Annotated in this window: 13 protein-coding genes; 7 read left to right on the forward strand and 6 right to left on the reverse strand. The window is 66.0% G+C overall.

The window, feature by feature from the left end; all coding sequences use genetic code 11:
• The first annotated feature begins 87 nt into the window (after positions 1 to 87).
• The 3 genes from AC1RM6_RS04185 (at position 88) to AC1RM6_RS04195 (ending at position 3,353) form a co-directional block, all read left to right on the forward strand.
• Complete coding sequence (locus AC1RM6_RS04185) at positions 88 to 543, forward strand: hypothetical protein (RefSeq protein WP_493098385.1); 456 nt, start codon at positions 88 to 90, stop codon at positions 541 to 543.
• Positions 544 to 550: 7 nt separating this feature from the next.
• Positions 551 to 1,912: a cryptochrome/photolyase family protein gene (locus AC1RM6_RS04190; protein WP_493098387.1), complete on the forward strand. Its 1,362-nt coding sequence runs from the start codon at positions 551 to 553 to the stop codon at positions 1,910 to 1,912.
• A 166-nt stretch (positions 1,913 to 2,078) separates the two neighbouring features.
• Entirely contained in the window at positions 2,079 to 3,353 is a 1,275-nt protein-coding gene (locus tag AC1RM6_RS04195) for a class I SAM-dependent methyltransferase (protein ID WP_493098389.1), read from the forward strand.
• A gap of 27 nt (positions 3,354 to 3,380) precedes the next feature.
• Here the strand turns inward: AC1RM6_RS04195 and AC1RM6_RS04200 are convergent, their stop codons facing one another.
• The gene (locus tag AC1RM6_RS04200; RefSeq protein WP_493098391.1) at positions 3,381 to 4,091 is read right to left on the reverse strand and encodes an SDR family NAD(P)-dependent oxidoreductase; all 711 of its coding nucleotides are present in this window, start codon (positions 4,089 to 4,091) and stop codon (positions 3,381 to 3,383) included.
• Positions 4,092 to 4,110: 19 nt separating this feature from the next.
• Positions 4,111 to 5,571, reverse strand: coding sequence for an amidophosphoribosyltransferase (gene purF, locus AC1RM6_RS04205; protein ID WP_493098392.1), 1,461 nt, complete (start codon positions 5,569 to 5,571; stop codon positions 4,111 to 4,113).
• A gap of 121 nt (positions 5,572 to 5,692) precedes the next feature.
• Here purF and hisI point away from each other — a divergent pair, with 121 nt between their 5' ends.
• From hisI to AC1RM6_RS04220, 3 genes are all read left to right on the forward strand, one after another.
• The gene (gene hisI, locus AC1RM6_RS04210) at positions 5,693 to 6,076 is read left to right on the forward strand and encodes a phosphoribosyl-AMP cyclohydrolase (protein ID WP_493098394.1); all 384 of its coding nucleotides are present in this window, start codon (positions 5,693 to 5,695) and stop codon (positions 6,074 to 6,076) included.
• A gap of 192 nt (positions 6,077 to 6,268) precedes the next feature.
• On the forward strand, positions 6,269 to 6,730 hold the full coding sequence (locus AC1RM6_RS04215) for a DUF1465 family protein (protein ID WP_493099534.1): 462 nt from the start codon (positions 6,269 to 6,271) through the stop codon (positions 6,728 to 6,730).
• A 57-nt stretch (positions 6,731 to 6,787) separates the two neighbouring features.
• Entirely contained in the window at positions 6,788 to 7,801 is a 1,014-nt protein-coding gene (locus AC1RM6_RS04220; RefSeq protein ID WP_493098396.1) for a LacI family DNA-binding transcriptional regulator, read from the forward strand.
• A 13-nt stretch (positions 7,802 to 7,814) separates the two neighbouring features.
• On the opposite strand, the gene AC1RM6_RS04225 is transcribed toward AC1RM6_RS04220, so the two are convergent.
• Positions 7,815 to 9,389: a sodium:solute symporter family transporter gene (locus AC1RM6_RS04225; protein ID WP_493098398.1), complete on the reverse strand. Its 1,575-nt coding sequence runs from the start codon at positions 9,387 to 9,389 to the stop codon at positions 7,815 to 7,817.
• 156 nt (positions 9,390 to 9,545) lie between these two features.
• Between AC1RM6_RS04225 and AC1RM6_RS04230 the strand changes: the two genes are divergently transcribed.
• Positions 9,546 to 12,032: a TonB-dependent receptor domain-containing protein gene (locus tag AC1RM6_RS04230; RefSeq protein ID WP_493098400.1), complete on the forward strand. Its 2,487-nt coding sequence runs from the start codon at positions 9,546 to 9,548 to the stop codon at positions 12,030 to 12,032.
• Between the two features lie 6 nt (positions 12,033 to 12,038).
• On the opposite strand, the gene AC1RM6_RS04235 is transcribed toward AC1RM6_RS04230, so the two are convergent.
• Genes AC1RM6_RS04235 through AC1RM6_RS04245 form a run of 3 tightly spaced genes read right to left on the reverse strand, consistent with a single transcriptional unit; the run spans position 12,039 to position 14,010 of the window.
• Positions 12,039 to 12,638 carry a DedA family protein gene (locus AC1RM6_RS04235; RefSeq protein WP_493098402.1) on the reverse strand — a complete coding sequence of 200 codons (600 nt, stop codon included), beginning with the start codon at positions 12,636 to 12,638 and terminating at the stop codon, positions 12,039 to 12,041.
• Between the two features lie 12 nt (positions 12,639 to 12,650).
• The gene (gshB, locus tag AC1RM6_RS04240; RefSeq protein ID WP_493098404.1) at positions 12,651 to 13,607 is read right to left on the reverse strand and encodes a glutathione synthase; all 957 of its coding nucleotides are present in this window, start codon (positions 13,605 to 13,607) and stop codon (positions 12,651 to 12,653) included.
• 52 nt (positions 13,608 to 13,659) lie between these two features.
• Positions 13,660 to 14,010, reverse strand: coding sequence for a hypothetical protein (locus tag AC1RM6_RS04245; protein ID WP_493098406.1), 351 nt, complete (start codon positions 14,008 to 14,010; stop codon positions 13,660 to 13,662).
• Between the last annotated feature and the right edge of the window lie 9 nt (positions 14,011 to 14,019).

The following is a 14,019-nucleotide window of genomic DNA, read 5'->3' on the forward strand; positions in this document are numbered from 1 at the left end:
CGAAGGCGACCGGATAGGCAAGCCGCAACGCGTCTGGCGTTCGGCGGCCGAACGCCTAGAAGTATGAATCCGCTTCAAGGATGTGTCATGTCGCTCCGTCTCATCGCTGCCATTCTTCTCACCCTGCCGGTCGCCGCTGCCGCACAGACCGCCGCGCCATCGGCCGCCAAGCCGGCGGCCCGTCCCGCACCGGTGCAACTGACGCCGCAGCCGCGCCGTGCCGCGCTCAGCCCTGAGGGACGCGCGATCGCCTCGAAAATCTACGCGACCCCCGATCCGCGCTATGCGCAGTTGAGCAACGACATCGCCAATCTCAGGACCCAGCGGGCGATGTTGATCGCGACCCAGCCGATCGATCTCGACAAGCTCGAGGAGATGCTGCGCCGCGAGGAGGCGGTTCAGGCGGAGATGCGCACTCGGGTCAACGACCGGCTGATGACGCTGTTGCGGGCGCTGCCGCCGGCCGATCTGGCGCCGATGCTCCAGAGCATCAACCAGCCGCGCACCGCGGCGCCAGCCCCCATACAGCAGCCCGCGCATTGATCAGCCGATGAGTTCGATCGTCTGGTTTCGTCAGGATCTGCGGCTCGGCGATCAGGCCGCGGTGGCTGCGGCGACGCATGAGGGCCCGTGGACCGGGGTCTATGTCCTCGACGACGAGGCCGCCGGCGACTGGCGGATCGGTGGCGCGCAACGCTGGTGGCTGCACCATAGTCTCGCCGCGCTGGGGGAGGCGATCCGCGCCCGCGGCGGGCGGCTGGTGCTGCGGCGGGGCGATGTAGTCGAACAGCTGCGCGACGTCGCGAAGAGCCTGGGCGCCGACCGGATCCACGCGATCCGCCATTATGAGCCCTGGTGGCAGGCGGCCGAAGACGCGCTGGCGGCGAAGATCGACCTGCGCCTCTACGAAGGCGGGTGCCTCGCGCCGCCCGAAGGCGTGCTGACCGGCGCGCATGGCCGCTACCGGATCTTCACCCCCTATTGGCGCGCGCTCAGGGCGCAGATGCCGCCGGCGACGCCGCACCGCACCCCGGTCGACTTCACCACGCCGCACGCGGCGATCGCGAGCGACGATCTCGCCGACTGGGCCCTGCTTCCGGTCAAGCCGGACTGGGCGAAGGGCTTCGCGGTCTGGACCCCGGGCGAGGAGGGCGCGCGCGAAGCGCTCGCCGATTTCCTGCCGAAGATCGAGGATTATGATGTCGACCGCAATCTGCCCGCGGTCGACGGCACGTCGCGCCTTTCGCCCCATCTGCATTTCGGCGAGATCTCGCCGGCTTTGGTCTGGCACCGGGCAGCGAAGCAGGCGCGGGGCAAGGCCGAACCCTGGCTGCGCGAGGTGGCCTGGCGCGACTATGCCGCGAATGTGATCGACATCCTGCCCCGTTATGGCGATCGCAACGGCCGCGAGGCCTATGACCATTTCAACTGGCGGAGCGGTGCCGCCGCCGATCGCGACTTCGCGGCGTGGACCCGGGGCCGCACCGGCTATCCGATCGTCGATGCCGGGATGCGCGAGTTGTGGGCGACCGGCGTCGTCCATAACCGGGTGCGGATGATCGTTGCCTCCTTCCTGATCAAGCATCTGCTGATCGACTGGCGTCGCGGCGCGCGCTGGTTCTGGGACACGCTGGTCGACGCCGATTATGGCAATAACAGCGTCAACTGGCAGTGGGTGGCGGGAACGGGGATCGATTCCAACCCGTTCGGCCGGATCATGGCGCCGCTGGTCCAGTCACGGAAGTTCGATGCCGGTGACTATATCCGGCAGTGGGTGCCCGAACTGGCCGAGATCGAAGGCGACGCGGTCCACGACCCGCATGAGGCGGGTTGCGCGCCCGCGGCCTATCCCGAACCGCTGATCGGCCACCGCGCGGCGCGCGAGCGCGCGCTGGCGGCATCTAAGCGCTGAAGCGAGCCGGCGCGATGGGCGCCGGCTGGACGGCGGGTGCGGCTTGAAGCGACAAATTTCGGTCGGCGGTGCCGACGGCGCAACAAAGCATCTTTGCCCACCGTATTGAGCGTTATAGAGGCAGTTGGAAGGCTGTCGGGGGCGACGGGTCTGGGGACGAAATTTGATGAATGCGCAGCCGCCGGTTCGTGGACGTCATCTGATCAAGGCCGATCGCAATTTCGCCACCGGCACCGGCTGGATGGCGCGGCTGCTGAGCCCGGGGTTTCAGCGGCTGATCGACACGATCGACCAGGGCCTGGTCGAAGGGGCGATCGAGGCGACCTTGCCCGATGGGTCGTTCCGGGTGCTCGGCAATCCGCACAACGGCCCGGTCGCGATCGTCGAATTGAAGAACTGGCGGCCGCTGGTGCGGCTGGTCACCACCGGATCGGTCGGCTGGTACCGCAGCTGGGCCGAGGGTGAGTGGACCAGCCCCGATCCGGTGCCGATCTTCGACCTGTTCATGCGCAACCGCCATCCGCTGGGCGAACTGGGGCGCGCGCAGGGGCCGCTGCGCTTCTTCAACCTGCTCTGGCATGCGGTGCGCCGCAACAGCCGCGCCAATTCGCGCAAGAACATCGCCTTCCATTATGATCTGGGCAATGATTTCTACGAGACCTGGCTCGACCGGACGATGAGCTATTCCTCGGCCCTGTTCGAGGAGCCGATCGCGCGCGGGGAAGCGCTCGAGGCCGCGCAGCACCGCAAGATCACCGCCTTGCTCGACCGGCTCGATCTGGCGCCGGGCTCGCGCCTGCTCGAGATCGGCTGCGGCTGGGGTGGGCTCGCCGAGGTCGCCGCCGCCGAATATGGCGCCGACGTCACCGGTATCACCCTCTCGGTCGAACAAAAGGCCTGGGCCGACGATCGCATCGCCAAGGCGGGCCTGTCGGGCAAGGCCCGTTTCGAGATCTGCGACTATCGCGACGTGCCCGGCCAATATGACGCGGTCGCCAGCGTCGAGATGGTCGAGGCGGTCGGCGAGAAATATTGGCCGGTCTATATGGAGTCGATCGCCCGGGCGCTGAAGCCCGGCGGCAAGGCGGCGATCCAGTATATCGAGATCGACGACGCGGTGTTCGAAAGCTACCGGACCGACGCCGATTTCATCCAGACCTATATCTTCCCCGGCGGGATGCTGATCTCCGAAAGCCGCTTCAGGGCGGCGGCGGAGAAAGCGGGCCTACGGTGGGAGAGCCGCAAGGGGTTCGGCCTCCATTATTCCGAGACGCTGCGGCGCTGGCGCGAGAATTTCGACGCATCGATCGAGCGCGGCGAATTGCCGCCGGGGTTCGACCCCGAGTTCGTCAAGCTGTGGCGCTTCTACCTGATGTATTGCGAAGGCGGCTTCGCGGGCGGCGGCATCGATGTCGCCCAGGTTACGCTGGTGAAAGCCTGACATCGAACCTGGATCAGGCTGGCCTGATCAGGCGGGTACGCGCACCCGCTGGCCGGTTTCATAATCGGTGCCGATCAGCCCCATGATCGTGTCGGCGACCGCTGCGGCGGGCTTGAGCGTTGCCGGATCCTCGCCGGGAAAAGCCTTTTCGCGCATCTTGGTCGCGGTGGCGCCGGGATCGAGGATGGTGACGCGGATGCCGCTGATGTTGGCGACCTCCTTGGCATAGGCGGTCAGCAGCGATTCGAGCGCGCCCTTCGACGCCCCATAGGCCCCCCAATAGGGCTTGGGGGCGGGGCCCGCCGACGAGGTGACGCCGATCAGGTCGGCGCGCGCCGCCTTGCGGAGCATCGGGTCGAACGCCGCGATCATCTGCTGCTGGGCGAGCACGTTGAGGGTCAGCACCGACGCGAATTCCTTGGCATCGATGACATGGACCGGGGCGAGCGTGCCCAGCATCGCCGCGTTCAGCACCAAAATGTCGAGCGCCTCCCAGCGGCCGGAAATTGCCTCGGCCAGTCGGGCGATGCTGTCATTTTCGGCGAGGTCCATCGGTGCGATCGTCGCGGTGCCACCGGCGGCGTGGATCCGTTCCTCGACCTCCTCGAGTCCGCCCGAGGTACGTGCGGTCAGGATCACATGCGCACCGGCACGCCCGAGTGCTTCCGCGGTGGCGGCGCCGATGCCGCGCGAGGCACCAGTGACGAGCGCGAGCTTGCCGGAGAGAATCTTGGTCATGGCGATTCCGTGAAAAAGGTCAGGCGACGACGCGTTCGCCGTGCAGCGCGAGCTGGTCCATCGGCGTCATCTCTTCATGGTCGGTCAGATGGGTCGGATAGTCGCCGGTGAAGCAGGCGTCGCAATAATTGGGCGTCTTGGCGTCGCGCCCCGGTTCGCCGAGCGCGCGGTAGAGCCCCTCGATCGAGATGAAGGCGAGGCTGTCGGCACCGATATAGGACGCCATCTCGGCGACGTTCATCTGTGCGGCGAGCAGCTTGGCGCGCTCGGGGGTATCGACCCCGTAGAAGCAGCTGTGCCGGGTCGGCGGCGAGGCGATCCGGAGATGAACCTCGCGCGCGCCGGCTTCGCGCAGCATCGACAATATCTTCACGCTGGTGGTGCCGCGGACGATCGAATCGTCGATCAGCACAACCCTTTTGCCTTCGATCAGCGCGCGATTGGCGTTGTGCTTCAGCTTGACCCCGAGATGGCGGACCTGGTCGCCGGGCTGGATGAACGTGCGGCCGACATAATGCGACCGGATGATCCCCAGTTCGAACGGGATGCCCGATTGCTGCGCATAGCCGATCGCGGCGGGTGTACCCGAATCGGGCACGGGCACCACCAGATCTGCCTCGACGCCATTTTCGAGCGCGAGCTCGGCGCCGATCCGCTTGCGCACCGAATAGACCGACGAACCGTCGACGATCGAATCGGGGCGCGAGAAATAGACATGTTCGAAGATGCAGGGCCGCGCGCGCACATCGGCGAACGGCCGGATCGATCGCAGGCCGCTTTCGGACACGATCACCAGTTCGCCGGGATCGATCTGGCGGATGAAGGTGCCGCCGATCACGTCGAGCGCGACCGTTTCCGACGCGAAGACATAGGCGTCGCCGACCCGGCCGAGCACGAGCGGGCGGATGCCCAGCGGATCGCGGCAGGCGATCATGCCTTCGGGGGTCATGCAGATCAGCGAATAGGCGCCCTCGACCTGCTTGAGCGCATCGATGAAACGGTCGAGCAGGGTGCGATATTTCGACATCGCGACGAGATGGATGATCGTTTCGGTATCGCTGGTCGACTGGAAGATCGAGCCGAGCCGGACGAGGTCGCGCTTGAGCTTCATCGCGTTCGAGATGTTGCCGTTATGCGCGATCGCGAAGCCGCCCGAGCTCAGCTCGGCGAACAGGGGCTGGACGTTGCGCAACGCGGTCTCACCGCTGGTCGAATAGCGGACATGTCCGCAGGCGACTTGCCCAGGCAGGCCGCGAATCACGTCGTCGCGGTCGAAATTGCCCGCGACATGACCCATGGCGCGGTGGGTGTGGAAATTGTGACCGTCCCAGCTGGTGATGCCGGCAGCTTCCTGCCCGCGATGCTGGAGCGCATGGAGACCCAGGGCGACCATCGCGGATGCGGTGTCTGCCCCCCAGATTCCAAAGATACCGCACTCTTCGCGCAGTTTATCGTCATCAAATGGATGCGTGGTGAGCATCGCCAATCCTATCCGGGGGCCGATGGGGCGCATATAGTGGCACCACCCGGCTTTGTCGCCCTTTTGTCACAACATTTATTGGGTTGTCGGCGGAGGCGCTTTGGCGCAAGCGCTCGGGGTCATGGATCAGGATATCGAACGGGGCAGCGCGCTCACCCCCAAATTCGACGCGAACGGACTGCTGACCGGGATCGTGACCGATCATGCGACCGGCGAACTGCTGATGGTCGCCTTTCTCAATCGCGAGGCGCTCGACCTCACCATTGCCACCGGCGAAGCGACCTTTTTCTCGCGGTCGCGCGGGCGGTTGTGGAAGAAGGGCGAGAGCAGCGGCCATGTCATGAAGGTGGTCGAGCTTCGCATCGACTGCGACCAGGATGCCCTGTGGATGCGCTGCGAGCCGGCGGGCCCCGCCTGCCACACCGGCGAACGCAGCTGCTTCTATCGGCGAATCGAATCGGGGGAGGGTGGGCCGACCCTGGCGCCGGTCGACGCTTCGCATTGATTCATCCGATATGGTGCAAATCGGCGTACCGTAACTTCCCGATATTCACTGCGACCGCGCTGATTCAGATGGCTTTTTGCAATCGATGCCAATCGGGCTTTGCTGAATCATGAAGTAAAGTTGCGTCTGGCGACAATAACTTAACCGTCTTTTTTCGTTTCTGCGGCGCGCGCTATGTGCCACATTGCGGTCATGGGGAACGACGGCACGCAGATTCGTTTGCGGGGGCGACTTATCGATGCGCTCTATACGGAGGCCATGGTGCTGGCCGACGAAGCGCGCGCATATTTCGAACATCACAGCAAGGCCGACCGCGAAAGGCTCGACAGCTTCGCGCGGGTGATCTTCTCGTGCGAGTCGCTCAAGGTGACGACGCGGCTGATGCATGTCCTGTCCTGGCTGCTGGTCCAGCGCGCGATCGAATATGGCCAGATCGACGAAGAGGGCGCGCGCAATTCGCAGGAGCGAATCGGCGTCGCCGCCGACAGCGACATGCCCAGCCTCGCGCTGCTGCCCGACGGGGCGATCGCGCTGATCGAGTCGAGTCGTGATCTCTATGCCCGGGTATGCCGGCTCGAGGCCGCCGATACGCCTGCGCCCGCCGCCGCCAGTCCGGCGCTCGGCCTGCTGAACCGGCTCGAACGCGCTTTCTAGAGTGGGTGCGCAGATTATCCTCCGGTCAGGCGTGACGCCGATGACGAAGCGCGGTTCATGAGCGGCGACAAGAGCGCGGTCTCGAGCATTTCCGATCTCGCCCGGCTGGCGGGCGTTTCGGCGTCGACGGTGTCGCGGGCGCTGGCCGGCAGCAAGATGATCAGCCTGGGTACGCGCACCAAGATCAACGATCTGGCCCGCGAACATGGCTTCCAGCTCAATCAGATGGCGCGCAATCTGCGCCTCAAGCGGTCTCAGTCGATCGGGGTGGTGCTGCCGCTGGGGCATGCGGTCGACCAGAATGTGTCGGACCCCTTCTTCATCACCATGCTCGGCTATCTCGCCGACGAGATCACCCGCCGCGGCTATGACGTGCTGCTGAGCCGGGTGGTGCCGACCGATCAGAACTGGCTGCAGACGCTGGTCAGTTCGGGGCGAATCGATGGCGTCGTCGTGATCGGCCAGTCGGATCAAAGCGCGGCGCTCGACCGTGTTGCCGAGACATTCGCGTCGATCGTGGTGTGGGGCGAACGCGCCGAGGGGCAGGTCCATTGCTCGATCGGCACCGACAATGTCGCGGGCGGCGCCATCGCGACCCGGCATCTGCTCGCTTCCGGCCGGCGGCGCATCCTGTTCGCGGGCGTGATCAACGCCCCCGAGGTTTCCGCCCGTTACCGCGGCTATGTCGAGGCGCATGCGCTGGCGGGGGTGAGGCCGGCCGGGGTGATCGATGCGCCGTTCATGGCCGATGCGGCGTTCGACGCCGTCGCCGACTGGCTTGCCGCCAACGAGGCGCCCGACGCCATATTGTGCGCGTCGGACAGCATCGCGATGTGCGCGATCCGGGCGCTCGCCGCCCGTGGCCTGTCTGTGCCGGGCGACGTTGCGGTGGTCGGCTATGACGATGTCGCGCTGGCGGCGCAGGTGACCCCGCCGCTCACCACGGTTCGCCAGGATCTGAAGCAGGGTGCCGAAAAGCTGGTCGATCATCTGTTCCGCCGACTGGCCGGTGAACTGACCGAGTCGGTGGTGATGGTCCCGGAACTGGTCGTGCGCGCCTCCGCGCCCTGATTGTCGGAAGCTCTCATCGGAAGCTGAAGACGATCGCGGCGGTGATGGCCAGCAATCCGAGCCCCTGCAACCGGTAATTCTGCCACCATGGCCGTGCCGCCAGGGCCAGGCTATCGGCTTGCCAGGTCGCGTGTGTCCACATCAGCGGGACATGCGCCGAGCCGGCGGCGGGACGGGCGAGGCTGACGGCGACGATCGTACCGCCCGACAGCAACAGCAGGATCGGCGCGACATAGAGGAAATGGAGATCGATCGCGCCGATCAGCGGCCCGGCCGCGAACAAGGCCGCGCCGCCGGCAAGGCCGACGATCGCCGCCGCCTTCGCGGCGGTCGCGCTCGCCCTGCGCCAGAACAGGCCGGCCAGGACGATCGCGACGATCGGCGGCACCGCGAAGGCGAGCACCGACTGGAGATATTGCCAGAGCGACGGGAAGCGGGCGATCTGCGGCGCCCAGCTCGCGGCGATCGCCATGAACGCCAGCGTCGCGGTCCGGCCGATCCGGGTGAGCGCCGCCGGGCCGAGCCGGGGCAGGCGGGGATGGACGAAATCCATGGTGAACAGGGTTGCGGCGGCGTTGAAGGTGGCCGCGAGCGACGACATCGCCGCGGCGAGGAAACCCGCCAGCACGATGCCGAGCACCCCGTGCGGCAGCAGGCCGAACAACAAGGTCGGATAGACGAGCTCGCTCGATCGGATCCCCGGATAGAGGATCAGCGCGGCGGTGCCCGGCAGCACCATCAGATAGAGCACCGGCAGCTTGAGGAGGCCGGCGAACAGGCAGCCCCAGCGGCCATGCTCGATGCTGCGCGCCGACAGCACCCGCTGCACCACCAACTGGTTGGTGCACCAGAAATAGAAACCCAGGATCGGCACCCCGATCAGCATGCCGAGCCAGGGCAGACTGGGGTCGTCGAGCGGCCTGATCAGGCTGAGATGCGACGCGGGCACACCGTGCATCAGCGCGTCCCAGCCGCCGACCCCGGCGATCGCGGTGGTGGCGATCAGCGCCGATCCGGCGAGCAGCACCACCGCCTGGAGCACTTCGGTGTGCAGCACCGCCCGCATCCCGCCGGCCACCGCATAGGCGCCGGCGACGATCGTCAGGCCGAAGCTGATCGTCCAGAGCGGCAGGCCGGGATAGAGAGACTGGAACAGGGCGCCGCCGGCATAGAGCGTTCCCGCCGCATCGACCGCGAGGTTGAGGAACAGCGTCATCAGCGCGAACCAACTGCGCAGGCCCCGGCTGTAACGCCGCTCGAGAAATTCCGGGACGGTATAGACCCCGCTGGTCAGGACCGCCGGCAGCATGAACAGGGTGAAGCCGACCAGCACCACCGCCGCCCACCATTCATAGTCGAACACCGATATGCCGGTCAGATAGGCCGATCCGGCGAGGCCGACGAGCGTCACCGACGAGATGTTCGAGGCGAGCATCGAGAGGCCGACGATTGCCCAGTTCGATCCGCGTGAGGCGAGGAAATATTCGCCGGGCGACCGGATGCGCCGCGACGCGCGCCAGGCGAGCAAGGCGACCGCGAGCGCATAGAGCCCGATCACCGCAAAATCGACGCTGTCCGGCCGGTCCATTGTCCCGCCTCTCCCTTGGCGGAAGCCTAGCGCGATCGGGCTGCGAGCCCAAGCGGTCCGCCGCATCCAGCATTCATGCAATCGATTTTCCTGGGGGCGATCGCTTTCTTCGCATTCGATCGCGCCTTAGGCTCGCGTCCAACAGGGAGATCGGGTGTGAAAGTAGCGAAGCGCGGCGTAGCGGCTCTTCTGGCGATCGGCGCGGCACCGGCCGTCGCGCAGCAGGCACCATCGTCCGATCCGGCGGCCCCAGCGATCGTCCCCCGCCAGCAGGCCGACAGCCAGGTGCTCGTCGTCACCGCGCTCGCCCGCAGCCAGAACCGGCTCGACACCAGCGTCTCGATCAGCACGTTGAGTGCCGCCCAGATCTCTGGGCTCTCGACGCGCTCGACCGCCGAAATCTTTCGCAACCTGCCCGGGGTACGCGCCGAAAGCTCGGGCGGCGAGGGCAATGCCAATATCGCGGTGCGCGGGCTCCCGCTGGCCTCGGGCGGCGCCAAATATCTGTCGCTGCAGGAAGATGGGCTGCCGATCTTTCCGTTCGGGGACATCACCTTCGCCACCGCCGACAGTTTCATGCGCGCCGATTTCAATATCCAGCGAATCGAAGGGGTTCGCGGTGGTTCCTCATCGACTTTCGTGTCGGATGCACCGGGTGGCGTGATCAATCTCCTGTCGAAGACCGGCGACAAGGCGGGCGGCGCGATCCAGTTTTCGGCCGGGTTGGATTATGAGGAATATCGCACCGATTTCGATTATGGGACGCCGCTGCCCGGCGACTGGACCTTCCATGTCGGCGGCTTCTACCGCCAGGGCGAGGGGCCGCGAAAGGCCGGCTACGATGCCAATAAGGGCGGTCAGATCAAGGCGAACATCACCAAAAGTTTTTCGAATGGATTCATAAGATTATACGGTAAATATCTGAATGATAGGACAATTCCTTATCTGCCGGTGCCGGTGCGCGTCACCGGCAGCAACAGCGATCCGCATTATTCGAGCCTCACCGGCTTCTCGGTCGGCGACGGCAGTTTCGCCTCGTCGAGCCTGCGCCGCAACCTGACCCTCGACGGCAACAACCAGCCGGTCAGCGACGATATCCGCGACGGCATGCATCCGCTGGTCAAGCAGGTCGGGCTCGAGGCGAGGTTCGAGCCCGGCGATGGCTGGACGATCAACGAGCGCTTCCGCTTTGCCGATATTTCGGGCCGCTTCGTCGGGCTGTTTCCGGCGGCGGTCGACAATGCCTCGACGATCGCGACCGCGATCGGCGGCGCCGGGGCGACGTTGAGCTATGCGACCGGGCCGCTCGCCGGCACCGCGATCGCCAATCCGGCGGCGCTCGCCGGCAATGGCCAGCTTGCCGAGATCACCGTCTTCGACACCCGGCTCAACAACCTCAACAACATCACCAACGACCTGCGGGTGATCCGCGACACGAAGGTCGGCGGCGGCAAGCTGACGGTGACGGGCGGGCTGTTCCTGACCCGCCAGACGATCGATACCGACTGGTTGTGGACCAGCCTGTTGTCGGAAGTGCGCGGCGACGGCTCCGCCGCGCTGATCGACGTGCGCAATGCCGCCGGGCAATTGCAGACCGAGAAGGGCGTCTATGGCTATGGCGCGCGCTATTTCGGCAATTGCTGCCGGCGCAGTTATGACGTCGATTATAGCATCGCCGCGCCGTTCGCGGCGATCAGCTTCCTGAGAAATGGCTGGACGCTGGCGGGCAGCATGCGCTGGGACAATGGCCGTGCGCGCGGCAAGCTTCAGGGCGCCGAACTCGGCACCGGCGCCGGGATCGCCGCGATCGACGTCAATGGCGACGGGGTGATCTCGGCGCCCGAGCAGATGACCGCGGTGCTGCCGGCGACCACCGTGCCGGTCCATTACAACTTCGACTATCTGTCCTGGTCGGTCGGACTCAATTATCGGATGGCGCCCGAATGGTCGCTGTTCGCGCGCTACAGCAAGGGCGGCCGCGCCAATGCCGACCGCATATTGTTTGGTCCGGCGCTGCGCACCAGCGACGGCGGGCTGACCGACGACAGCGCCGCGGTCGACTTCGTCCGCCAGACCGATCTCGGCTTCAAATTTCGGCGGCGCGGAATCGGTCTCTACGGCACCTTCTTCTACAGCACCGCGTCCGAGCAGAATTTCGAGGCGACCAGCCTGCGGTTCCTCGACCGCCAATATCGGGCCTATGGCGTCGAACTCGAGGGCAATTACCAGATCGGCGGGTTCAGTACGACCGCCGGGGTCACCTGGACCGACGCCGAGATCCTCAAGGACGCGATCACCCCGGCCAACAAGGGCAACCGTCCCCGCCGCCAGGCGCGTTTCATCTATCAGATGACCCCGCAATATCAGCATGGCTGGTTCACGATCGGCGCCAATCTGGTCGGCACCACCAGCAGCTATGCGCAGGACAATAATCTGTTGAAGCTGCCGGGCTACCGGACGGTCAACGCCTTCGTCTCGCTCCAGCCGATCGATCGGCTGACGGTCTCGATCAATGCCAACAACCTGTTCGACGTGAGGGGCTTCACCGAGGCGGAGGAGGGGGCGATCCCGGCCAACGGCATCGTCCGTGCGCGATCGATCAACGGGCGGACGATCGGCGCGTCGGTGAAACTCGCTATCTGAAGCCGATCAGTCGGCACGGCGCCAGGTCGCGACGCGCCACAGATAATAGCCGGCCATCGCGGCGATCATGATCGTCGAACCGACCGAGATCAGCGCCTCCATCGTCCCGAAGCGGGTGCCGAGGATCCAGCCCGCGAGTGCCAGCATCGCCGTCCAGCCGAGCGTGCCGATCGACGACCAGATCAGGAAGGGCAGGAAGCGCATCCGCACCAGCCCGGCGGGGACCGAGATCAGCGACCGCATCGACGGCAGCATCCGGCCGATGCCGACGAACAGCCCGCCGCGCCGCGCGAACCAGCGTTCGCAGCGCTCGATGTCGCGCCAGTCCATCGTCAGCCAGCGGCCATGGCGGTCGATCAGCGGCCTGAGCCGGTCGAGGCCGAGCGCGCGGGCGAACAGATACCAGGCGATATTGCCGAGCATCGCGCCGGCCGTGCCCGCGAGGATCGCGATCCCGAGCGACATTTTCCCGGCCGCCGCGGCAAAGCCGGTCAGCGACATGATCAGCTCCGACGGGATCGGCGGAAACACCGTCTCGGCGAACATCAGCACGAACACCGCCAGATAGCCGCCTTGCCCGATCGCGTCCCTGACCCACTCGGTCATGGCGCGGCCCGGTCAGCTAAAGGCTTTCGCCTTCGCCTCGATCGCGTCCCAGATCAGTGCCGGGGTATCGGTGCCGTTGAAATTGTCGATCGCGACGATCCCGGTCGGCGAGGTGACGTTGATCTCGGTCAGATGCCCGGCGATCACGTCGATGCCGACGAACAGCAGCCCGCGCGCGGCGAGGTCGGGGCCGAGCGCATCGCAGATCTCGATCTCGCGGGCGCTGAGCCCGGTCGCGTCGGCGCGCCCGCCCGCGGCGAGGTTCGACCGTATCTCGCCTTCCTTGGGCAGGCGGTTGATCGCGCCGGCGACCTTGCCGTCGATCAGCACGATCCGCTTGTCGCCTTTCGACACGTCGGGGAGGAAGGCCTGGACCATGAACGGCTCGCGCCACACCTGGCCGAACAATTCGGTGAGCGCGGCCAGATTGGCGTCCTTGCGCCCGACATGGAACACCGCCGATCCGGCATTGCCGTAGAGCGGTTTGACCACCACCTCGCCATGTTCCTCATGGAAGGCGCGGGCATCCTCGAGCCGGCGGGTGATCATCGTCGGCGGCATGAAGCGCGCATAGTCGAGCACGAACAGCTTCTCGGGGGCGTTGCGCACCGAGGCCGGGTCGTTGACCACCAGCGTGCGGTCCTGGATCCGCTCGAGCAGATGGGTCGCGGTGATATAGGCGAGGTCGAACGGCGGATCCTGGCGCATCAGCACGACGTCGATATCGTCGGCAAGGTCGATGACCCGGGTCTCGCCGGCCTCGAAATGGTCGCCCTTGACCCGCTGCAGCTTCGTGATCGGCCGCGCCGGCGCGGTCAGCTTCCCGTCACGATAGCAGAGGTCGCCGGCGGCATAATGCCACAGGCTGTGTCCGCGCTGGAGTGCGCTCAGCATCACCGCGAAGGTCGAATCGCCCCCGATATTGATGGTTTCGAGCGGATCCATCTGGACCGCGACGTTCAGCGACATGGGGTTCTTCTCCGAGGCTACGGCGCCTAACTAGGGATGGAGCCGGGCAATGTCACTCTCGGCCGAACCGCTGGACGACTTCGATCTCGCCGACGATCGCATCGTTGAAAGCCGGCAGGTCCTCGGCAGGAATCCAATATTCGAGATGCGCCCGTCCGCCCGCCTCCTGCACGGCATAGCCATCGAGGAAATTCTTCCGGACCGCGAACCGGGTGACATAGCCGGATCCGCTCGACGGCACGTTCCAGTCACGCGCGATCTTCACGGCATAATCCTCGGTCAGCACCGGATAGAAGATCGGTTGGTCGGGCAGGCGAGGGGGAAAGGCGCGCATCTGCGCTTCCTCGATGAGCTTGAGCTCTTCGGGGCCGATCGGGCGCCATAGGATCACGGTTTCGGTCATATTGCCTGT

Source organism: Rhizorhabdus sp. GW822-FHT03C02, assembly GCF_058801765.1.